Origin of the sequence: Micromonospora rifamycinica (assembly GCF_900090265.1) — a bacterium.
Lineage (GTDB): Bacteria > Actinomycetota > Actinomycetes > Mycobacteriales > Micromonosporaceae > Micromonospora > Micromonospora rifamycinica.
Genome location: NZ_LT607752.1, coordinates 3,962,105 through 3,982,353, shown reverse-complemented (window position 1 = coordinate 3,982,353; position 20,249 = coordinate 3,962,105). Strand labels below are relative to the sequence as shown.

Annotated in this window: 19 protein-coding genes; 7 read left to right on the top strand and 12 right to left on the bottom strand. The window is 72.7% G+C overall.

Annotated features, from left to right (window positions below):
* Nucleotides 1-233: 233 nt before the first annotated feature.
* Nucleotides 234-3,029 (bottom strand): immune inhibitor A domain-containing protein, encoded by a 2,796-nt coding sequence (locus GA0070623_RS16350; RefSeq protein ID WP_231932392.1) that lies wholly within the window; start codon nucleotides 3,027-3,029, stop codon nucleotides 234-236.
* Between the two features lie 230 nt (nucleotides 3,030-3,259).
* Nucleotides 3,260-5,224, bottom strand: coding sequence for an acetate--CoA ligase (gene acs / locus GA0070623_RS16345; RefSeq protein ID WP_067300433.1), 1,965 nt, complete (start codon nucleotides 5,222-5,224; stop codon nucleotides 3,260-3,262).
* A gap of 216 nt (nucleotides 5,225-5,440) precedes the next feature.
* Here acs and GA0070623_RS16340 point away from each other — a divergent pair, with 216 nt between their 5' ends.
* A complete protein-coding gene (locus tag GA0070623_RS16340) occupies nucleotides 5,441-6,187 on the top strand; it encodes a Fic family protein (RefSeq protein WP_067300429.1) in 747 nt (248 codons plus the stop codon).
* Nucleotides 6,188-6,301: 114 nt separating this feature from the next.
* Here GA0070623_RS16340 and GA0070623_RS16335 read toward each other — a convergent pair whose 3' ends face one another.
* From GA0070623_RS16335 to GA0070623_RS16310, 6 genes are all read right to left on the bottom strand, one after another.
* Nucleotides 6,302-6,934 (bottom strand): TetR/AcrR family transcriptional regulator, encoded by a 633-nt coding sequence (locus GA0070623_RS16335; protein ID WP_067300426.1) that lies wholly within the window; start codon nucleotides 6,932-6,934, stop codon nucleotides 6,302-6,304.
* On the bottom strand, nucleotides 6,829-8,193 hold the full coding sequence (locus GA0070623_RS16330; protein ID WP_067300423.1) for a methyltransferase: 1,365 nt from the start codon (nucleotides 8,191-8,193) through the stop codon (nucleotides 6,829-6,831). Before GA0070623_RS16330 ends, GA0070623_RS16335 begins: the two co-directional genes overlap by 106 nt.
* On the bottom strand, nucleotides 8,190-9,083 hold the full coding sequence (locus GA0070623_RS16325; protein WP_067300420.1) for a hypothetical protein: 894 nt from the start codon (nucleotides 9,081-9,083) through the stop codon (nucleotides 8,190-8,192). Before GA0070623_RS16325 ends, GA0070623_RS16330 begins: the two co-directional genes overlap by 4 nt.
* A 233-nt stretch (nucleotides 9,084-9,316) precedes the next feature.
* Nucleotides 9,317-10,129 (bottom strand): HAD family hydrolase, encoded by an 813-nt coding sequence (locus tag GA0070623_RS16320; RefSeq protein ID WP_172898412.1) that lies wholly within the window; start codon nucleotides 10,127-10,129, stop codon nucleotides 9,317-9,319.
* A 359-nt stretch (nucleotides 10,130-10,488) separates the two neighbouring features.
* The gene (locus GA0070623_RS16315) at nucleotides 10,489-10,734 is read right to left on the bottom strand and encodes a hypothetical protein (protein ID WP_067300414.1); all 246 of its coding nucleotides are present in this window, start codon (nucleotides 10,732-10,734) and stop codon (nucleotides 10,489-10,491) included.
* On the bottom strand, nucleotides 10,727-11,002 hold the full coding sequence (locus tag GA0070623_RS16310; protein WP_231932391.1) for a hypothetical protein: 276 nt from the start codon (nucleotides 11,000-11,002) through the stop codon (nucleotides 10,727-10,729). Before GA0070623_RS16310 ends, GA0070623_RS16315 begins: the two co-directional genes overlap by 8 nt.
* Before the next feature lie 326 nt (nucleotides 11,003-11,328).
* Here GA0070623_RS16310 and GA0070623_RS16305 point away from each other — a divergent pair, with 326 nt between their 5' ends.
* Both GA0070623_RS16305 and GA0070623_RS16300 read left to right on the top strand, forming a co-directional pair.
* Nucleotides 11,329-12,093, top strand: a complete 765-nt coding sequence (locus tag GA0070623_RS16305) for a GntR family transcriptional regulator (protein ID WP_089004087.1) — start codon at nucleotides 11,329-11,331, stop codon at nucleotides 12,091-12,093.
* Between the two features lie 12 nt (nucleotides 12,094-12,105).
* Nucleotides 12,106-12,768 (top strand): YdcF family protein, encoded by a 663-nt coding sequence (locus GA0070623_RS16300; protein ID WP_067300407.1) that lies wholly within the window; start codon nucleotides 12,106-12,108, stop codon nucleotides 12,766-12,768.
* Nucleotides 12,769-12,936: 168 nt separating this feature from the next.
* Here GA0070623_RS16300 and GA0070623_RS16295 read toward each other — a convergent pair whose 3' ends face one another.
* The 4 genes from GA0070623_RS16295 to GA0070623_RS31025 all read right to left on the bottom strand — a co-directional run bounded on the left by GA0070623_RS16295 (nucleotide 12,937) and on the right by GA0070623_RS31025 (nucleotide 15,660).
* Nucleotides 12,937-13,341, bottom strand: coding sequence for a type II toxin-antitoxin system VapC family toxin (locus tag GA0070623_RS16295; protein ID WP_067300403.1), 405 nt, complete (start codon nucleotides 13,339-13,341; stop codon nucleotides 12,937-12,939).
* Nucleotides 13,338-13,535 carry a hypothetical protein gene (locus tag GA0070623_RS16290; protein WP_067300399.1) on the bottom strand — a complete coding sequence of 66 codons (198 nt, stop codon included), beginning with the start codon at nucleotides 13,533-13,535 and terminating at the stop codon, nucleotides 13,338-13,340. Before GA0070623_RS16290 ends, GA0070623_RS16295 begins: the two co-directional genes overlap by 4 nt.
* Before the next feature lie 341 nt (nucleotides 13,536-13,876).
* The gene (locus tag GA0070623_RS16285) at nucleotides 13,877-14,746 is read right to left on the bottom strand and encodes a DNA adenine methylase (protein WP_067300396.1); all 870 of its coding nucleotides are present in this window, start codon (nucleotides 14,744-14,746) and stop codon (nucleotides 13,877-13,879) included.
* Nucleotides 14,747-14,823: 77 nt separating this feature from the next.
* Complete coding sequence (locus tag GA0070623_RS31025; RefSeq protein WP_067300392.1) at nucleotides 14,824-15,660, bottom strand: VHL beta domain-containing protein; 837 nt, start codon at nucleotides 15,658-15,660, stop codon at nucleotides 14,824-14,826.
* A 400-nt stretch (nucleotides 15,661-16,060) separates the two neighbouring features.
* On the opposite strand from GA0070623_RS31025, the gene ssd reads away from it, so the two are divergent.
* Genes ssd through GA0070623_RS16260 form a run of 4 tightly spaced genes read left to right on the top strand, consistent with a single transcriptional unit; the run spans nucleotide 16,061 to nucleotide 20,227 of the window.
* Nucleotides 16,061-17,164 (top strand): septum site-determining protein Ssd, encoded by a 1,104-nt coding sequence (ssd, locus tag GA0070623_RS16275; protein WP_067300385.1) that lies wholly within the window; start codon nucleotides 16,061-16,063, stop codon nucleotides 17,162-17,164.
* Nucleotides 17,161-18,366, top strand: a complete 1,206-nt coding sequence (locus tag GA0070623_RS16270) for a TadA family conjugal transfer-associated ATPase (RefSeq protein ID WP_067300383.1) — start codon at nucleotides 17,161-17,163, stop codon at nucleotides 18,364-18,366. The genes ssd and GA0070623_RS16270 overlap by 4 nt, the downstream gene beginning before the upstream one ends.
* Nucleotides 18,363-19,502 (top strand): hypothetical protein, encoded by a 1,140-nt coding sequence (locus GA0070623_RS31545; RefSeq protein WP_067300376.1) that lies wholly within the window; start codon nucleotides 18,363-18,365, stop codon nucleotides 19,500-19,502. The genes GA0070623_RS16270 and GA0070623_RS31545 overlap by 4 nt, the downstream gene beginning before the upstream one ends.
* Entirely contained in the window at nucleotides 19,502-20,227 is a 726-nt protein-coding gene (locus tag GA0070623_RS16260) for a type II secretion system F family protein (protein ID WP_067300375.1), read from the top strand. Before GA0070623_RS31545 ends, GA0070623_RS16260 begins: the two co-directional genes overlap by 1 nt.
* Nucleotides 20,228-20,249 lie beyond the last annotated feature (22 nt).

The window sequence follows — 20,249 nt, the reverse complement described above, 5'->3', positions numbered from 1 at the left end:
ATTTGTTGCAAGATTTTGATGGGAACGCTTTTCACCGTCACACACCGGGTGTTCACCAACGGTCATGAGCAGCGCGGACGCCCCACCCGGGAATCGTAGTGATGTATTTCGATTGGATTGCCGCGATGTGTGAAACAGCGGGCCGGTAGCTTCTCCGCCACCGGCCCACTGTTCACCGATCTGTCAGTCGATGACCTTTACCACCGCATCGCCGGGAGTGGCCGACACGGTACTCAGTTCTTCGCCGGGACGATCTGGACGACCGCGTACGAGTTGTCCGGCGCGGCCGACAGGATCTTGATCGAGACCCCGTGCCGGACCCCGGCGTCGGACGGGTTGCCGGTGCCGAGCACGATCGCCCCGCCGCCCAGCGTCACACCGTAGAACTCGGTGGCCGGCGTGCCGTCCGGGTTCACCACCCGGGTGGTGTACGGCTTGTTCCGCCGCGACGGGACGACCACCGAGGCGTCGTTGTCCCGCGCGTACGGGGAGCCGTCGCGCATCTCGATGCCCGGGTACCAGCCCTTGGCGTCGGTGAACGTGGACATCGGGCGCTGCCCGGCGAACTTGGTGCAGTATGCGCTGTAGGGCTCGTCCGCCGCCTCCAGGCACTCGGTGAACGGGTACGTCCTGTTCAGCGAGAACGCCGCGTTGGACGACTGCGGCCGGCTCGGCAGGTTGTCCAGCACCGACGGGTCCTTCGCCGCCGCCTCACCGGTCCGCCGCAGCGGGTCGTAGTGCGAGTCGACGATCAGCAGCCCGCCCTTGGCCCCGTAGCTGGGCAGCGCGGTCATCTGCCCGGTGACGTGGTTGACGTCGCCCAGCATGGTGTCCCGGTACCAGACCAGCATGCCCGGCGCGTTGTACGAGATCCGGTCGACCTTCCACGCCTCGTGCGAGTAGATGGTGTCGTAGGCGTACTTCAGGCCCCTGTCGAAGCCGTCGAAGTTGCGCCACTCGGCCAGGTAGTACTGCGCCTTGACCTGGGTGCCCGGGTCGATGTGCCAGCCCGCGCCGGTGGTGTCGGTGAAGGTGCCGACGGTCGGCGTCCAGCCGTTCGCGCCGCCCTCCACGTCGTCGCTGAAGGTGGTGGCCCCGCCGCCGGTGACCGAGAGGTCGTCGGCGAACCAGCCCCGCTCCTGGAACGCCTCGTCGGTGGCGTACCGCAGCCGCACCTGCACGGTCGTCCCGGCGTACGCCGACAGGTCGATCCAGTCGTGCCGCCAGCCGTCGGTGGCGCCGGTCAGGCCGTACTTCTTGTTGCCGAAGTCGACCATACGGCCGTTCGGGTCGGCGTAACCGTCGTTCGTGGAGACCAGCGCGCCCGCCGCGTCGTACACCTTCTGCTCGGCCCAGGTGGCCCCGCCGTCGGTGGAGACCTCGACGAAGCCGTAGTCCCAGTCCTCCTCGATGACGTAGTTGTTCCACATCCAGAACTTCGCGTCGGTGGCGTTCGGGACGGCGACCTGCCGGGTGAGCCGGACGTCCGCCCAGGCCTGGTCGGCGCCGCTGTACCACATCCCGGTGCCGCTGTGCGGCTCGGCGAGGGTGACCACCTTGTCCGGCAGGTCGATCTTGATGCCGTCCTGGGTGCCCACCGGGGTACGCGAGCTCTGCCCGAGCGGTGCCGTCCGGGTCCGGGTGCCGGGGGCGAGGGTCAGCGGGTCGGCCCAGCCGAGCACCCACTTGTCCCAGATGCCCATGTGCACCGGCAGCGCCTGGAAGATCTCGCCGCTGTGCGAGCCGGACGCCATCAGGTCCCAGAAGTCGACGTCCGAGTCGGCGTTGCCGGAGGTGTCGTAGAGGTCCGGCAGGCCCAGGTCGTGACCGAACTCGTGGGCGAAGACCCCGACCCCGGCGTCCTCCGGCTGCACGATGTAGTTGGACACCTTCAGGTTGGTGCCGGGGATGGTGTAGCCGCCGGCCACCGTGGAGGAGTGCGCCCAGACGGCGTACACGCCCTGGTCGCCGCCGCCGCGGGACTTGCCCTGCCCGGCGTGCACCAGCACCAGGTGGTCGATCACCCCGTCCGGCTCGTTGACGTTGCCGTCACCGTCCCGGTCGCCCTGGTCCTCCATGTCGTAGTCGGCCCACGGGAAGTTCGGGTCGGCCGCGGCCAGCGCGTCGATCGCGTCGGTGGCGAGCCGGCCCGCGCCCTGCGGGTTGTCCGGGTGGCCGTTCATCGCCTGCTCCCGGCCGGCGACCCAGGCCCCGCTGTCGTCCTGGAAGCAGCGCGAGGCCGCGTACCAGCCCTCCGAGTGCGGCACCGTGATCCACGGGCTGGCCTGCCCGTCCACCGTGTACGCGCCCTTGGACATCTCCAGGTACATGTTGTGCATGGTGCGGCCGGACAGGTCGATGCCCTTCCTGCCGTCCGGTCCCTTGAGGTCCTTGCGGACCCGCTCGGTGATGCCCTGCTTGGTGTAGAGCATCTTGTCGTAGTGGGTGGGCGAGAAGTCCGGCACCCACATCGAGTTGTTGTCCTCGTGCGGCAGGGTCGCCGGGTTCGGGATGTTGTTGTGCTTCGGCCCGTTCTGGACGGTGCCGGGCACGCAGGTGCGGTCCTCGAAGACCGTCTTCGGGACCATCACCCCGGTGAAGTCGTCGTCGGCCCGGTCGTTGAACTCGACCAGCAGGGTGAGCAGCTTGGCCGTCTGGGTGCTCTTGGCCTTCTTGAACGCGCGGGGGCTCTGCCCGGTCCGGATCGCCCGCGCCTCGTTGCGGGCCAGTTCCCGGGCGGCCAACGGGTTGCCACCGGCGAACTTCCGGTCGTACGCGCGGGCCTCGTCGGCGGGCGAGGCGAGGATCCCGTCGGCGCCCCGCACCTCCTTGCCCGGGGTGTCCGGCTGCACCTCCGGCTCCGCGTAGTTGAGGTAGTGCTCGTCGGCCCCGATCCGGGTCGGCACCGCCGGGCCGGCGGGCCGGGCCGCGGCGCTGCCGGTCACGGTCAGCGAGGTGGCGACGAGCGCGAGGGTGGGCAGCGCGACGAGGAGGCGTCGGCGCGCCGCGGTGGACGGGAGAATGTTCATGCCACTCCGTTTCTCGGGCATGGGAGAGGGATCGCCGGGGGACGTGCGTCGAATCCGGTCGATGTCGCTGAACCTAGATGAGAAGGGTTCGCGACCGGAAGGGGCGAGCGTCGCCTCTGCCCGTTCAGCCCGAGTGGCCTCGGCCTACCGACCCATCCGTACCCCCGGAAAAAGGTCGGTGGGTGCCGGTCCACGCGGACCGGCACCCACCGACGGGGGTACGCCCGGCGTCAGTCCTCGTCGGACTTGCCGCCGCTGAGCCCGGAGGAGATCAGCTCCATCACCGAGGAGTCCTGGAGCGTGGTCACGTCACCGAGCGACCGGTTCTCCGCCACGTCCCGCAGCAGCCGGCGCATGATCTTGCCGGAGCGGGTCTTCGGCAGCTCCGGCACCAGCATGATCTGCCGGGGCTTGGCGATCGGGCCGAGCGTCTTGGCGACGTGGTTGCGCAGCTCGGTGATGAGCTGCTCGCCCGCCTCGCCCGAGGTGTCGGCGGTGCCGCGCGGGATGGCGAACGCGACGATCGCCTGCCCGGTGGTCGGGTCGGTCGCGCCGACCACCGCCGCCTCGGCCACCGCCGGGTGGGACACCAGCGCCGACTCCACCTCGGTGGTGGAGATGTTGTGCCCGGACACCAGCATCACGTCGTCGACCCGGCCGAGCAGCCAGATGTGCCCGTCGTCGTCCTTCTTGGCCCCGTCCCCGGCGAAGTACATCCCCTCGAACCGGGACCAGTACGTCTCGATGAACCGGTTGTCGTCGCCCCAGATGGTGCGCAGCATCGACGGCCACGGCTCGCGCAGCACCAGGTAACCACCGCCGCCGTTCGGCACCGACCGGCCCTGGTCGTCCACCACGTCGGCGGCGATGCCGGGCAGCGGGGTCATCGCCGAACCCGGCTTGGTCGCGGTGACCCCGGGCAGCGGGGAGATCATGATCGAACCGGTCTCGGTCTGCCACCAGGTGTCCACGATCGGCAGCTCGCCCCGGCCGACGTGCTGGCGGTACCACATCCACGCCTCCGGGTTGATCGGCTCACCGACGCTGCCGAGCAGGCGCAGCGACGACAGGTCGAAGCCCGCCGGGATGTCCTCGCCCCACTTCATCATGGTGCGGATCAGCGTCGGTGCGGTGTAGAGGATGCTGACCTTGTACTTGTCGACGATCTCCCAGAACCGGCCCTTGTGCGGGGTGTCCGGGGTGCCCTCGTACATCACCTGGGTCGCGCCGTTGGCCAGCGGCCCGTACACGATGTAGGAGTGCCCGGTGACCCAGCCGATGTCGGCGGTGCACCAGTAGACGTCGGTCGCAGGCTTGAGGTCGAACACCGCGTGCGCCGTCCACGCCGCCTGGGTCAGGTAGCCGCCGGTGGTGTGCAGGATGCCCTTCGGCCGGGCGGTGGTGCCGCTGGTGTACAGGATGAACAGCGGGTGCTCGGCGTCGAACGGCTGCGCGGTGTGCTCCGCCGGGGCCGTCTCCACCGTCTCGTGCCACCAGTGGTCCTTCGCCGACCAGGCGACCTCCTCGCCGGTGCGCCGGACCACCAGCACGTGCTCGATCGACGGGCAGTTCGCCACCGCCTCGTCCACCGTCGGCTTCAACGCCGACGGCTTGCCCCGGCGGTAGCCGCCGTCGGCGGTGATCACCACCTTGGCGCTGGCGTCCTGGATCCGGTTGCCCAGCGCGTCGGCGGAGAAACCGCCGAAGACCACGCTGTGGGTGGCGCCGATCCGGGCGCAGGCCAGCATCGCCACCGCCGCCTCGGGGACCATCGGCAGGTAGATCGCCACCCGGTCGCCGGCGACCACCCCCAGGTCGGTCAGCGCGTTCGCCGCCTGGCAGGTCAGCCGGTGCAGGTCGGCGTAGGTGAGGGTGCGGGTGTCGCCCGGCTCGCCCTCCCAGTGGATCGCCACCCGGTCGCCCAGGCCGGCCTCCACGTGCCGGTCCAGGCAGTTGTACGCCACGTTGAGCTGGCCGCCGACGAACCACTTGGCGAACGGCGGGTTCGACCAGTCGAGCACCTCGTCCCACGGCCTGGCCCAGGCCAACCGGCCGGCCTGCCGCTCCCAGAAGGCGAGCCGGTCCGCGCCGGCCTCGTCGTACGAGCCGGCGGTGACGTTGGCCTCCGCGGCGAGTGCGGCCGGCGGCGGAAACTGGCGCGTCTCGTTCAGCAGGTTGGCCAAGGCCTCGCTCATGCGGTGACTCCTTCGTCGGGTGACCTGCGTCTCCTACCCGGCCGAGGTTAGTCCGGGCAGCTGGTGCCCGCGACACCCCCGGTGTCGGCCGGCGCGCTCAGCGGCCGTCCCGGCGCGCTCGACGGCCCGACCTGCCCCGACCTGATCAGGATCGGTCGGGACGCCGCGTCGGTGGGTGGCGTCCGCCCGGAGTCACCCGGTCGTTAGCGTGGCGGGGTGACCACCGACCCGCTCGCGCCGCTGCTCGCGCTCGCCGACATCGCCCCCGCTGTCGAGCGCGCCCGCGAGCGGGTCGACCAGGCGATGCGGCACCGCGCGCTGCGCCGCCAGGGTGGCCGGGTCGCGGCCGAGGTGGGCCTGCGCTGCGCGGTGGCCAGCGCCGCCCTGGAGGGGTACGACCACGAGCGCGAGGCGGTCCGCGCCGGCACCGTCACCGAGCCGGTGCTCCAGGGGGCGCTGCGGGTGGCCGGGGCGCTGCCCGGGTTGACCGAGCTGTGGCCGAAGGCCCCCCGGCAGGCGCTGGCCCGGTTGCACGTGCTCGCCGCCCGGGACGTCGTCGCCGAGGCCGAGCTGGGGCGGCCGGTCGCCGATCCGGTGGTTGCGGCCCGGCTCGACGGGTTGGCCGGGCTGGTCGCCGGCGGGACGACGGTCTCCCCGCTGGTCCTCGCCGCCGTGGTGCACGGCGAACTGCTCAACCTGCGACCCTTCGCCGGCCCGTCCGGGGTGGTCGCCCGCGCCGCCGCGCGGCTGGTGCTGATGTCCCGGGGGTTCGACCCGCGCGGCCTGGTCGCCGTCGACGTCGGCCACCGGGAGCGGGAGCCGGAGTACGTCGGCGCGGCCGGGGCCTTCGCCACCGGCACCCCGGACGGGCTGCGCTCCTGGTTGCGGCACTACCTGAGCGCCGTCGAGGTCGGTGCGGACCAGCTCGTCGTCGTCGCCGACGAGATCGTCGCCGCCGGCTGACCGGCCCGGTGCTGGTGCCGTCGGCCGGGCGGCCCGACCCGTCCGGTGGCCGGTCGGTCCCGGTGGCGCACGGTCGGTCCCGCCCCGTGGCCGGGCGGTGCCGGTGGTGTGCGGTCAGTCCCGGCGGGTAGCCCGGTTCACCCGGGAGCGCAGCGCCCGGCGGGCGACCGGTCCGAGGTCGTCGACGATCTCGATGAGCACGGCGAGCTGGTCGAGCGCCGCCGTCGCCTGCCGCGCCGCCGACCGGTCCACCCCGTCGTACAGTTCCAGCCCGACGAACGCGGCGCAGACGGCGCGGGCCAGACCGGGCACGTCCGCGATCTCGGCGAACGGTGAGCCGGCGAGCAGCCGGCGCAGGACCGACTCGATCTCGTCCACCCAGAGCTGGAGCGCGGCGGCGGTGGGCGCGGCGAGCCGCTCGTCGGCCTGCGCCCCGGCCAGCAGCTGGGCCAGGACGGAGACGTTGCCCAGCTCGCGTTCCCGCTCGTGCAGTTCCTGCCCGACGGCGAGCAGTTCCCGCAGCGAGCTGACCTCGGTCAGCCGGGTCGACCAGTGCCCGATCCGGTCGGCGGTGCTGGCCCGGCAGGCTGCCGTGAGCAGGTCGTCGACCGTGCCGAAGTGGTAGAAGACCAGCGCCTGGTTCACCCCGGCGGCGGCGGCGATGGTGCGGGCGGACACGCCGGCGATGCCGTGCGTCCGGATGGCGGCGATGGCGCCGTCCAGGAGACGTTGCTTGGTGCCGGACATCGTCCTCCTCGGGGGCCGGCCGGGTGTGGCGGTGTGATCATCGCATCGGTCACCAGCTGTGCCAGCCAGGCGATCCCGGGCAGCCGCAGGATCCAGCCGACCACGGCCCAGCCGAGATGGAGGTGGACCAGCGTGCGGGCGACGGCGGCCACCCCCCGTTCCGACCGACCGCCGCCGTCGTCGTACTCCGCCCGCCACAGCACCCGGCCGGCCGAGCTGGCGGGCAGGATCCGCAGGCCCACCGGGCGGCGCCGGGCGAGGAAACGCCAGGTCGCGGCGCATGGACCGCAGGCGTCGTCGAGCAGGAGGACCGCCGCCGGTCCCGCGTGGTACGGCCGCCGACGGGGCCACCAGTCCCGCACCTGCCGCCGGTACGCGCGCCATGCCTCGCCGTACCCGTCGGCCAGGTCGTGTTCCTCGTGCGGCCGGGCCACCGCCACGCTGAAGGCGACCGCCACCACCGCGGCCGCCACCAGTGCGGAGCTGCGGGTGAGCGCCGCGGTGAGCAGCACCAGGGCCACCGCGCCGGCCTGCATCGGGTTGGCGAGATAGGCGTACGGCCCGGTGGTGACCAGCCGCACGGGCGGATCCCACGGGTACGGGGTGCCGCCACCGTGGGTGACGAACTCGCGGACCGCGGCGAGCGCCGGGGCGGCCGGCACCAGCGCCACCTGGGCGAGGAGCAGCAGGGTGGGCCGGGGCAGCCCGGTCACCGCCGCCCACGACCCGTCGCCGACCTCGAAGGCCAGGCTGGGGATCAGCCACAGCAGCAGGGCGGTGAAGACCCCGACCTGGAGCAGCGTGCGCGCCACCAGGTGCCGTCGGTCGGCACACCAGCGACCGAGCAGTTGCGCCGGCAGGGCCACCACGAGCAGCCCGACCAGCTCGCCGACCAGCCAGTTCGGGCCGAGGCTGACCAGCGGGTGCAGCGCGGGCATGGCCACCGCGTCGACCCAGAGCAGCAGGCCCAGCGCCACCGGCAGCGGCAGCACCCGGCGGAGCAGCACCGGCAGCGGAGCCCAGAGGGCGGCCCAGCCGATCCACAGGTCGACCGGCATGCCCCGGTAGCTCCCCCGCACCGGGGCGAACGCGTACCAACCGGTACGTCGGGCCACCTCGCCGAGGGCGGCGATGCCGATGCCGGCGGCGAGGAAGGCCAGCAGCGCCGCCGAGCGGCCGGCGCGGCTCCGGTCGACCCGGGCGGCGGCGAGCACGGCCAGCAACGGCACCGCCAGGCTGAGGTAGCGGGCGGCGGTCATCGCAGCGTCATCATGTCCAGCAGGTGTCCCGTCCCCGCGCCGAGCAGCACCTGCTGGATCGGCCCGAAGTACCAGGAGGGGTCGAGTCCCCGGGTGTAGTCCACCCGGATCCGCACCTCGGTGTGCCGCTCGTCGACGGCCCGCCAGCTCAGCTCGGCGTGCCGCCACCTGAACCAGCGGGCGGTGATCGAGCTGTCCTCGACGAACCGGAAGCCGATCCGCCCCGCGTCCGCCGTCTCCACCTCGGCGAGCAGGTGCCCACCGGGGCCGTGCGCGCTGCCGTGGTAGCCGAACATCCACCGGTCACCCGGGTCGAGCCCGTCCCCGCTCACCTGGCCGGGGGTGGGTACGCCGAGCAGCCGCAGCGGCACCGAGCGGACCGGTGTGGGGCGGGGACCGGCGGCGAGCCGGGCGGTCACCTGGTCGGCCGGCAGGGCCACCACCCGTACCACCTCGACGGACTGGTCGGGGGCGAGCCGGGGGGCCAGTCCGCTGCCCTCCAGCCCTGGCAGGAGCAGCAGCGGCACCGCGAGGACGGCGTACGAGCGGGAGGTGTCGCGCAGCGCGCGGATCAGGGCGGTGGTCCCGTGGGAGACCGCGTAGACGAGCGGGGCGGCGAGGATGACGCAGATCGCCCCCTCGTGCAGCGCGACCGCCGACAGCAGCAGGGCGATCGTGGTGACCACGAAGACCCGGCCGTGCGCGGTGCGGCCGGGCAGCAGGGCGAGAGCGGCGGCGAGGGTCGTCGGGAGTGCCACGAAGAGCAGGGCGCTGTCGGCGCGCCCGTCGCGCACGGTGACGACGAAGACCACCAGCCCGAAGGCGGCGATCAGGCCGGCGAGAATCCAGTTCGCGGCGGTCTGGCGGGGCGGTCGGTCCGGCTCGGTCATGCCTGCCTCCTGGTTTTGAGCGGGTGCTCAAAATCGAGCATAGGCGTGTTTGAGCAATCGCTCAATCTCGGGTTGGGTCGGAACCGTGACCTGGTAGGTGACGTGGTTGGCCGGGCCGGCGGGTTGGTCGGGCGACGTGCGTGGGCGGGCCGGTCAGAGTCCCTGCGTGGCGCGGGTGGGTCAGGCGACCTGCGTGGTGCGGGCCGGTCGGTGACCTGGGTGGTGCTGGTGGGTCAGGCGACCTGGGTGGCGCGGGTCCGGCGGTGCCGGCCGTACCAGGCGATGCCGATCGCCACTCCGACCCCGACGCCGAGCGCGGCGGCGGCCACCGGGACCGCCGGGCGCTCCCGCAGCCGCCGGCCCAGCGGGATCGGGTGCCGGAACTCCAGCACCGGCCAGGAGTTCTCCACCGCCAGCCGGCGCAGCGCCCGGTCCGGGTTGACCACGCTCGGGTGACCCACGCACTCCAGCAACGGCCGGTCACTGTACGAGTCGGAGTAGGCGTACGAGTCGGCCAGGTCGTAGCCCCGGGCGGCGGCCAGCTCGTTGACCGCCTCGACCTTGCTCGGGCCGGCCGCGTAGAACTCCACCTCGCCGCTGTACCGGCCGTCCTGGACGCTCATCCGGGTGGCGATCACGTCGGTCACCCCGAGCAGCACGCCGATCGGGCGGACCATCTCCTCACCCGAGGCGGAGACCAGCACGACGTCCCGCCCGGCTGCCTGGTGCTCCTCGATCAGCACGGCGGCCTCGGCGTACACGTAGGGGTTGATCAGCTCGTGGAGCGTCTCCGCGACGATCTGGCGGACCTGTTCCACCTGCCAGCCCTTGCAGAGGGCGGCGAGATAGTCCCTGGTCCTGGCCATGGTCTGCTCGTCGGTGCCGCCCAGCCGGAACATCAGCTGCGCGTACGCCGACTTCACGACATCCCGTCGGGTGATCAGCCCGTCCCGGTAGAACGGCCGACCGAACGCCAAGGCGCTCGACTTGGCGATGACGGTCTTGTCCAGATCGAAAAAAGCGGCACTTCGGCCCACGGCGCGCAAGTCTAGCCCGATGGTCTAGGGTCGGCGGGTGCCCCGGGGTCAACACCCCACCCGACCTGCGGGAGCACCTCCACCACCAATGCTCAACGTGAGCGCGGTCACACGCTGCGGTCACAATTTCGCACGGAGTGGGGTCGAGAACACTCGACGTGAACACTCCGCTCGGGCAGACTTGTCCGCACGACGACTATTCACGTCCCGGAAAGCTGACAGACCCTCGGCGGTCGCACCCCCCGTGACCGCCGGGCCGGTTCGGCTCAACCCCCCCGGAGCCGAACCTCCCGACGACCCCCGTCTCCCCCCGACGGGGGTCGTCCCTTTCCGGTGGGAGCGCTCCGACGCAGGTTCCGGTCGATATGTCAGGCGGCGGTCTGCTCCCGGGCCGAGAACGTGTTCGCGCGGACCAGGATCTGCGCCTGCCGGCCGCGCCGGCCGGACCGGCCGAGTCTGATTCCCTCGATCCAGACCCACTCGTCGTCCGGTGGACGGTGGGCCACCAGCCGTACCCCGGTCACCCACAACGTGATCGGCCCCTCCGACGGCATCAGCCGCTCGGCCGCGCTGATCTCCAACACCGTGCCGAGCCGTACCCGAATGTCAAACACCGCGTCCCCTCCTGGCCGGCCCCGCGTTCCTGCGCGGCGGCGTGCCCGCTGTCGTCGTGCTCCCCGTCTTCCGTGGCTGCAGGCGCAGGCCGGCGATCCGCACGAACACTTCGCGTCGTGCCATTGCTTCACCGGTGGCCTGGTTGATCGAGTAGCCGGTGAGCCACACCCACCCGTCGTACGTCGGCCTGTCGTCCACCGACGTCACCCGCAGCCACAACGCCCGCTCGCCGGCGAACTGCACCGATGTCCGGTGGTCGATCAGCACCAGGTCACCCGGTGCGGGCACGCCCGGCCGATGCGGTGACGGGGTGCGGGGCACCGGAGTGGGCGGGCCGTTCACGGGACGGCGTTCGGGTTGCCGCCCCACACCAGCACCCACCCCGGGCCAGCCTCGGTGCGCTGCTGATGATCCGGACAAGCTGGAAGTCCTCATCGCATTGCGCATCATGTCTCCCGCCGAGCCGATATTAGAACTAGCTCTATGTGACCCGATCGTCGAACTCATGTCAATAGAACTAGCTCTAATGCTCGTCGGTGAGGCACACTGTGCTGGTAGAGACAACTCGACCAGCGCACGGCCAGGAGGAGTGAGTGGGCATCGGGTACCGGGATCTGGCGACGCTCCTGCGGGATGCCATCCAATGCGGCGACTACACCGAAGGCAGCACCCTGCCGAAGCAGGACGAGATCGCCGCCGAGCACGGCGTCAACATCAACACCGTCCGGCAGGCAGTGCGACTGCTCGAAGCCGAAGGACTCGTCACTCCCGTCCGCAGACGCGGCACCGTCGTCCGACCACGGGTGGCGATGAAGCGGCTCGGCATCGACCGCTACGCCAAGAGCAAGTGGAAGTCAGGGCTCGTCGCGTTCGCCGCCGACCGCGAGGCCACCGGCCGCACCTGGACACCAGGCGACCAGACCAACGAGGTACGCCTGACGAAGGCCGACGCCGAAACCGCCGACGCACTCGGGCTCAAGCCCGGAGCATCCGTCTATGAACGCGCCCGCCTGGTCAAGGAAGCCGACGTGCCCACCCACACCCTGACCAGCTACTACCGGCCGGAAGACGTGGAAGGAACCTCGCTGGTCGACCCGACACCCGGACCAGCCGGACGAGGAGGAGGCTTCGCCATCCTCGCCGGCCGGGGACTGGAGCCGGACGTGATCACCGAGACTGTGCGCGCCCGGATGCCCACCACCGAGGAGACCCAGCTCCTCCACCTCCCGGCCGGCGAACCCGTCATGGTCCTGCACCGCACGACGTCCACGCACGACGGCCGACCTGTCGAGTTCGCCCGAGGGGTGCACGCCGCATCCCGCTTCACCTGGTCGTACACCTTCAAGATCCCCGACTGAGAGACCGAACTGATGCCCACGAACCCCCCGGCCATCCCCGCCGAACACCGTGCGGACGTCGAACGCCTGTGGAACTACCACCACATGCACCACGAGATCCGGCCGGTCGACGTGGGCATCGGACTCGGCAGCCACGACCTCGGAGTCGCCAAGATCGCCACCGACCTCTACCACCAAGGGATGTACCCGCGCCTGGTTTTCACCGGTGCCAACGCCCCGACCACCATCGGCACCTTCCCCCGAGGCGAAGCCGTCCACTACCGCGAGTACGCCATAGCCCACGGCGTGCCGGCCGACGCGATCCTCATCGACACGGAGGCCAAGAACACCGGCCAGAACATCGAGCACACCCGCGCGCTCCTCGCCGACCACCAGGTCCAGGCCCGATCGGTGATCCTGATGTCCCGCCCGTACCAACAGCGCCGCACGTACGCCACCTGCAAGCAGCTCTGGCCCGAGGTCGACGTGATCTGCGCGTCTCACCCGCTCTCACTCGACGACTACGTGACCAGCATCGGCGACACCAGGAAGGTCATGGACATGCTGGTCGGGGACACCCAACGCATCGACAAGTATGCCGAACTCGGCTTCGCGATCCCCCAGCACGTCCCCGACGACGTCCGCGCCGCCTACAGCCGCCTGGTCGACGCCGGGTATACGAGCCGACTCGTGTAGAGGAACCGAGCTACTGGCCCAGCGCCCGCCAACCAGCCGCCAGGGTTGGGGCGATCGGCTGCCGCGCCGCTTCGCAGCTTGCCACCGGGTACAGGGACCAAGCCCGCAGAATGCCGATGCCACGCAAAGCCGGCCCCCGGACCAAGGGGCCGGAAGCGTTGCCGAAATCTAGGAGACGTCGAAGAGGCGAAGGCCGTCGTACTCGGCGAAGTCGGCGTAGTCCTTGCCGTTGAACGTCGCCAGCGGCAGCCGGTCGACCAGGCAGCACGCCGCGATCCAGGAGTCATTCGTCGGCCGTGGTCGCCCGCGATGCTGCGCCCGCGCCTGAAGACGTCCCCAGGTTGTCCCCACCGCCTCGTCGAAGGGCAGCAGCACGACCCCGGACCGCCACTGCGCGAGATCAGCCAGCTTGCGTGGCCCCCAGCTCCGTAGCGCGGTCCACTTGGTCAGCTCCCCGAGCGTCACGAAGGTGATGCAGAGGGTCTTACCGGTCAGACGGGCACGGAGACGGTCATGCAGCCGCCCCCGCAGGATCGCCGACGCTACGTCGGTGTCCAGGACGACGAGGCTCACGCGGCGCCGGCCCGCCGGGAGGCGTACAGGTCGGCGAGGAAGTCATCCAGTTCCTCGTCCGACTCGAACAGGTCCGGCCGGGCCAGGTCGTCGACGGAGGTGACTGGCCGGATGCCCTGACGACGCGCCAGCTCCTCGGCCGGTACGTGCTCGGCGGTCGGCCACTCGGGCATCTGCTCAGCGCTACTCGACATCACAGCTCACCTCCCGCGTCTCGAATCGTCGTCTATTCTCGCACCTCCGGCGTCGAGACGGCGCACGTCGTCGGTCCGGCCGGTTCCGGCGCGCAGCCGGTTGACGAGAGTCAGCGAACGCCGTACGGCGTGGTCAGACTCGATCGTGCTCGACGCACGACCGGTACGTCTGACCACGCGGTACGGCACCTGATCGCCCTCGCTGCCACGTCAGGTCACTTTCCCCCCGGACGGAGGTCGTCCCTTTCCGGTGGGAGCGCTCCGGGTCGGATCGCCTGTCCGATGCCACAGCAGCGTCCACTCCGAGCCGCCGCCCCCGCCAGAGCGGTTCACCCCGGTCGTCAGCCGGCGAGCTGCCGCGCTGCGTCGGGCAGCTCGTAGTTCGTGACTACCAGGTCCCAGCTGCCCCGCTTGGTCGACTGGAGGTTGATGTCCCGACGGGTCGCCATCCTGGCCACCTGGAAGTCGTCGGCGAACAGTCGCTGTACGAACGGGGTGTCGCTGTTGCTCAGGGTCACCAGGACGCCGCGTCCGCTCGCCCGTTTCATCGCCGCGCAGAGCCGGATGTGGTCGTCCTCGCCGAACTGCCCGGGGGTGTAGCGCTGGAAGTCCGCCCAACCGCCGAGCGGCGCGTACGGCGGGTCGAGGTACACCCAGTCGCCTGCGGCGGCCTCGTCGAGCTGTTCCTCGAAGTCGGCGACCCGGATGTCCTTACCGTGGAGGATCCTGGCGGCTTCGAGGAGCGTCTGCCGGTTGTAGTAGGGGCGGTCGTAGGCGCCGTAGGGCGTGTTGAACTGGCCCTTCCGGTTGACCCGCCACAGCCCCCGGAACGAGGTCTTGTTCAGGTAGATCACCCGGGCGGCCCGTTCGACGTCGGAGAGGGTGGCGGGGTCCTGCCGTCGTACCGCCGCGAAGTGCTCGCGGGTGTTGGGGTACTCGTCGAGCCGACCCATCACGGCCTCCGCGTCCCGTGCGACGGCCCGGAAACAGGTGACCAGCTCCTCGTTGGCGTCGCTCAGCACCGCCGTGGCGGGATTCAGCTCGAAGAACACCGCGCCGCTGCCGAGGAACGGCTCGCGGTAGGTGCCGGTGAAGCTGGGCGCGGCGGCCACCAGCGTCCTGGCGTACCGGGTCTTCCCGCCGGCCCACTTCAGGAAGGACTTCCCCTCGCCGGGAAGGAGCCGCATCGGCTGTCGGCCGGTCGGGTGCATGGCGGGGATCGTACCGTTTCGGTGGTTCCGGTCCCGGTGGCGCGAGGTGGGTGACTGCTCCGGAGGACCCGCTGCTCCTACCGCGCCACCGCCTTCATCGTCGTCCGGGCGGGCAGGAAGCAGGCCAGTCCCCGGCCGCGCCCGTCGGTGACCACCCACGGGTGGCCCACATAGGTCTGCTGCCGGTAGGACCGGCCGGCGTCGAGGACCTTGTACTGCCGTCGCTGGCCCTGGTAGTCGAGCCAGTAGACGACGACCCGGGAGCGCCGGGCGTTGACGAATTCGACGTACGTCGACGGCCCGTTGGCACTGGACCGCAGCGACCGCTCCTGGGACGCCGGCAGCGGGGTCAGTTCGCCCGGTCCGGGCTGGTTCGTCGGCGGTTTCGGGGTGGGGCTGGGCGGGGCGGTGGTCGGGCGGGGTGGCGTGGTGGTCGCGGCGGGGCGGGGGGCCGTACCGACGGCGGGCTGGCGGGTCGGCGCGGGCGGTGGCGGCGCGGCCGGCGACGCCGCGCGGGTGGCCATCGAGACCGGCGCGGGCGAGTAGTCGTCGATCGGGGTGGGGCTCTGCACGGCGGCGAGGTCCGGACCGGCCACGACTCCCGAGGGCGTCACGGGGAGCGCCGCCCCGCCGCGCCCCGGTCCGGACCACAGTGGCGACAACGCGAGGACGAGGCTGATGACCAGGCCGCAGGCCACTCCGGCCAGCAGCAGGGTCCGTCCGATGCCGTCGGATTCGACGGTGTGGACAGGAGACGGCAGCGGGGCGACCGGTGACCCGGCGGCGGGGATGTCGATCGGGTGTCGGCCGGCCGGGGGGACGAGGTAGGTCGGAAACGCCTGGTGGTGCTGGGGCTCGGGGAGCCAGCCACCGATGCGCAGGGTGGGGGGTGTTTCGTCGGGTGAGTCGGCCATGGCCCCGGTTCCGAGAGCGGCGGATGCCACCGTCGCGGTGGCGTGCGGTGACGATTATCGGCGTACGACGCGGTATGTCGTCAATGAGCCGGCTGGAGATAACAGGACTTTTTTTCGTGTTCGTTCCCCGGAGGTCACCCGGGTAGCGGCGTCGATCGGCCGGGACTGCCCACCGGATGGGCTGCCCGAGGTGGCGCCGGTGCTGGTCAGAGCCTCCGACCGGGCTCGGACGGGCGACGGAGGGTTGAGCGGCGCCGGCCGCCAGCCGTAGCAGATCCACAGCGGCGGCGGGGGTTGTCCACAGGCCGCCCCGTTGTCCACAGGTCGGCTGGTCCGAGCGGCACCGACCCGGCAATCCGGCGCAGGGTCTGTCCAGCACCCCCGACCGCTGGAGGCCGTGATGCCACCCCGTACCTCCCTCTCGCCGCACCGGCGACTACCGCTGCTGATCACCTCCGACGGTGACCTCCTCGACGAACTGCTGCGGCTCGCCGCCGCGGGCGGTACCGAGGTCGAGGTGGCCGCCGATCCGGCTGCCGCCCGCGCCCGCTGGCTGCCCAGCCCGCTGGTCCTGGTCGGCAGCGACCAGGCACAGGCCTGCCTGCGTGCCCGGCTGCCCAAACGACCCCGCATGGTGCTGGTCGGGCGCTCGGGTCAGCTCGACCCGGGCTGGGAGATCGCCGAGCTGATCGGTGCCGAACACGTCGCCACCCTGCCCGCCGCCGAGCCGTGGCTGGTCGACCGGTTCACCGGATGCGCGCCGGGCGGTGACGCGGCCGGTCCCGCCCGGACGGTCGCGGTGCTCGGCGGTCGGGGTGGCGCCGGCGCGAGTGTCCTCGCCGGTGGTCTGGCGGTCACCGCCGCCCGCGCCCACCTGCGGACCCTGCTGGTCGACGCGGATCCGCTCGGCGGCGGCCTGGATCTGGTGCTCGGCTGGGAGGGGCTGGACGGGTTGCGGTGGCCGTCGCTCACCGACGCCGACGGGCGGGTCGACGCGCCCGCCCTGGTCCGCGCCCTGCCGCACCGGGGCGACCTGGTCGTCCTCTCCTGGGACCGGGGCGAGCCGTTGGCCCTGCCCGCCCAGGCGATGGCCGCCACCGTGGACGCCGCGCGGCGCGGCCGGGACTTCGTGGTGATCGACCTGCCGCGCCAGCTCGACGACGCCGCCGTGATCGCCTTGCAGGCCGCCGACCAGGCGTACGTGGTGGTGCCGGCCGAGCTGCGGGCCACCGCCGCGGCGACCCGGGTGGTCGCCGCCGCGGCCCCGCACTGCGCCACCCTGGGGGTGATCGTCCGGGGCCCCGCCCCCGGCCGGCTGAAGGCGGCCGAGGTGGCCCGGGCACTGGGTCTCCCGCTCGCCGGGACGCTGCGCCCCGAACCGGCCCTGTGCCGGGGGCTGGAACGTGGCGAGGCACCGGCTGCCGCCGGCCACGGCCCGCTCGCCGCCCTCTGCCGCCGGCTGGTCACCGAGCTGACCGGCCTGCCCGTGCCGGGTGCGGCATGACCGGCCGTTCGGAGGAACTCGCCGCCCGGGTCCGGCAGCGGATGGCCGACGCGGCCACCCCGGTCACTCCGGCGGCGATCGTCTCCGCCGTCCGCGCCGACCCGTCCGCCGCCGTCCTCGGCGACACCGCGGTGCTGCGGATCGCCGACCGGGTGCACGACGAACTGGTCGGTGCCGGGCCGCTCGCCCCGCTGCTGGAGGATCCCCAGGTCACCGACGTGCTGGTGAACGGCGTCCGGGTCTGGGTCGACCGGGGTGCCGGGCTGCGCCAGGTGGCGGTGCCGCTCGGCACGGTCGACGACGTACGCCGACTCGCCCAACGGCTCACCGCTGCCGCTGGGCGTCGGCTCGACGACGGCTCCCCGTACGCGGACGCGCGGCTGCCCGACGGCACCCGGCTGCACGCCGTGCTGCCTCCGGTGGCGACCGACGGGCCGTACCTGTCGCTGCGCACCTTTCGGCACCGCCCGTTCACCCTCGACGAACTTGTCCAGCGGGGCACGGTGCCGCGTCCGGTCGCACCGGTGCTCGCCGCCCTGGTCGCCGCCCGGCTGGCGTACCTGGTGGTCGGCGGCACCGGGTCGGGCAAGACCACCCTGCTCAACACGATGCTGGGCCTGGTGCCGGTGACGGAGCGCATCGTGCTGGTGGAGGACGCCGCCGAGCTGCGCCCGGTGCACCCGCACGTGGTCGGCCTCCAGGTCCGGACGGCCAACGTGGAGGGCGCGGGCGTGGTCGGGCTGAGCGAGCTGGTCCGGCAGGCGTTGCGGATGCGCCCCGACCGGCTGGTCGTCGGCGAGTGCCGGGGTGCGGAGGTGGTGGATCTGCTGGCCGCGCTCAACACCGGCCACGACGGCGGGGCGGGAACCCTGCACGCCAACACCCCGGCCGACGTACCGGCCCGGCTGGAGGCGCTCGGGATGCTGGGCGGTCTTCCCCGGGCGGCGCTGCACGCCCAGGTCACCGCGGCGCTCCAGGTGCTGGTCCAGGTCCGTCGGGGCCGGCACGGCCGGTTGGTGGAGTCGATCTGCCTGCTGCTGCCCCAGGGAGCCGACCGGCTGGTCACGGTGGTACCGGCCTGGATACGGGGGCAGGGGGTCGGGCCGGCGTGGCCGGCCCTGGCGACCCTGTTGCAGGACCGGGGAGCGCCCGTCCCGCCCCCGGTCCACGACCCCCCGGCCCCGGCGACGGGGCCGGCATGACAGCCGGGTCGTGGCTGGTGGTGGCGCTCCTGGCCGGCGCTGCCCTGGTGGTCGCCTGGCCGGTACGCAGCAGCCGTCGCCGTCGTCGCCGCGTGCTCGGTCCGCCACCGGATGTCATCGGGTCGCCGGTTTCCGCCAGCCTGATGCGTGCCATCGGCTGGACCAGCCTCCGGGGGCGGGCCAGCCGCCGGGGCCGCACGGGATTCGTCGGAGTGCCCGGCCCCACCGGGTCGACCGGGACCGGGCTGTCCACCGGGGCGACCGGTGCCGGCCTGGACCGGGGTGCCTCCGTCGGTAGGCGAGCACTGTGGCAGGTGACGGCCGCCCGTCCGCGTCGGGTCGTGCTGCTGGTCGGGTTCGTGGGTGCCGGTACCGGCGGCCTCACCGCCGGGCCGGTCGCCGCCGCCCTGCTGGCCGGCTACGGAATGCTCGCCGCCCGCGCCGTGTACCGACGCCGGGCGGCCGGGCGCATCGTCCGGGAACGCCGCCACCGGCTGGACCGCCTCGGCGCGTTCGCCGCCGACCTGCGTGCCGGCCTACCCTCCCCGACGCTCGATCCCACCATCACGTCGGCAGCCGCCGACCTGCTGGGCGGTCCCGGCCCGACTCCGGCCTTCGGGATCCGCCCGGCTGCCGGTCGCCGTCCGGGGGCCGGTCCGTCAGCTCCACCGACGACCGGTACGCGATCCCCTCCGCCCGACGGCGGCCGGGCCGGGAGCAGCGACGTGCCGGCGGGGTTCTCACCCGCCCCCCGGCCGGACGAGGTGACCCCGGGTGACGATCCGACCGGGACGGACCGGCTCGAACGGCTGGCCCGGTCGGCTGTCCGGCTCGCGGACCGGACGGGAGCCCCGTTGGCCGAACTCCTCGAACGGGTCGAGGCCGACGCCCGGGCGACCGATCGGGGACTGGCCGGTGCCGCCGCCCAGGCGGCAGGCGCCAACGCCACCGCGCTGCTGCTGGCCGGGCTTCCGCTGGGCGGCATCGCGCTCGGCTACGGCATCGGTGTCGACCCGCTGGCGGTGCTGCTGCACACCCCCGTGGGTGCCGGATGTGCGCTGGCAGCGATGGGACTCCAGGCCGGCGGACTGCTCTGGGCCGAACGGCTGGGCGCCACCCCCGGCGGGAGCGGCTGATGTCCCCGCCGGTGTTGTCGGCCGGTTGCCTGGTCGTGGCGGCGCTGCTGGTCGCCGTCCGCGGTGACCGGGCTGGTCGGCGGTGGGAGGTGTTCACCGGCCGGCGCTCCGGTCGCGTCCGTCCGGACTGGTGGCCGGACCGGACGAGGCTCGGGGCCGCGCTGGCCGGGTTGGCGGTCCTGCTGCTGGTCGGCGGCTGGCCCGGTGTCCTGGGAGGAGCGTTGACCGCCCCGGTGGCGGACCGGCTGCTGCGACGCATCGAGACGCCCGCCGCTCGGACACGCCGGCTGCGGGAGGCCGCCGACCTGCCGCTCGCTGCCGACCTGCTCGCCGCAGCCATGCGAGCGGGTGCCCCGGTCGACCGGTCCGTGCTCGCGGTGGCCGACGCCCTGGACGGTCCACTGGCGGCCCGGCTCGGCCGGATCGGGCGGACGCTGCTGCTCGGTGGTGAGCCACGGGAGGCGTGGGCGCACCTCAGCCCGGTACCCGGGGCGGACCGGATGGTCGGTGCCGCGCTGCGTTCCTCCCGTAGCGGTGCGGCGCTCGCCGGGGCACTCACCCGGGTCGCCGACGACCTGCGGGCCGACCGGTCCATGGCGGCGGAGGCGACCGCCCGGCGGGCCGGCGTACTGATCGTGCTGCCGCTGGGCCTGTGCTTCCTGCCCGCCTTCATTCTCGCCGGCCTGGTGCCGGTGATCGTCGCCGTCCTCGGCGACGTGCTGTGAACCATCATCGAGAAGGGAACGA

Bases quoted from the DNA above. Each gene is read 5' to 3' on its own strand.
- GA0070623_RS16350 (WP_231932392.1), bottom strand. From the start codon at position 3,029: ATGAACATTCTCCCGTCCACCGCGGCGCGCCGACGCCTCCTCGTCGCG.
- acs (WP_067300433.1), bottom strand. From the start codon at position 5,224: ATGAGCGAGGCCTTGGCCAACCTGCTGAACGAGACGCGCCAGTTTCCG.
- GA0070623_RS16335 (WP_067300426.1), bottom strand. From the start codon at position 6,934: ATGTCCGGCACCAAGCAACGTCTCCTGGACGGCGCCATCGCCGCCATC.
- GA0070623_RS16330 (WP_067300423.1), bottom strand. From the start codon at position 8,193: ATGACCGCCGCCCGCTACCTCAGCCTGGCGGTGCCGTTGCTGGCCGTG.
- GA0070623_RS16325 (WP_067300420.1), bottom strand. From the start codon at position 9,083: ATGACCGAGCCGGACCGACCGCCCCGCCAGACCGCCGCGAACTGGATT.
- GA0070623_RS16300 (WP_067300407.1), top strand. From the start codon at position 12,106: ATGCCCACGAACCCCCCGGCCATCCCCGCCGAACACCGTGCGGACGTC.
- GA0070623_RS16290 (WP_067300399.1), bottom strand. From the start codon at position 13,535: ATGTCGAGTAGCGCTGAGCAGATGCCCGAGTGGCCGACCGCCGAGCAC.
- GA0070623_RS16285 (WP_067300396.1), bottom strand. From the start codon at position 14,746: ATGCACCCGACCGGCCGACAGCCGATGCGGCTCCTTCCCGGCGAGGGG.
- GA0070623_RS31025 (WP_067300392.1), bottom strand. From the start codon at position 15,660: ATGGCCGACTCACCCGACGAAACACCCCCCACCCTGCGCATCGGTGGC.
- ssd (WP_067300385.1), top strand. From the start codon at position 16,061: ATGCCACCCCGTACCTCCCTCTCGCCGCACCGGCGACTACCGCTGCTG.
- GA0070623_RS16270 (WP_067300383.1), top strand. From the start codon at position 17,161: ATGACCGGCCGTTCGGAGGAACTCGCCGCCCGGGTCCGGCAGCGGATG.
- GA0070623_RS31545 (WP_067300376.1), top strand. From the start codon at position 18,363: ATGACAGCCGGGTCGTGGCTGGTGGTGGCGCTCCTGGCCGGCGCTGCC.
- GA0070623_RS16260 (WP_067300375.1), top strand. From the start codon at position 19,502: ATGTCCCCGCCGGTGTTGTCGGCCGGTTGCCTGGTCGTGGCGGCGCTG.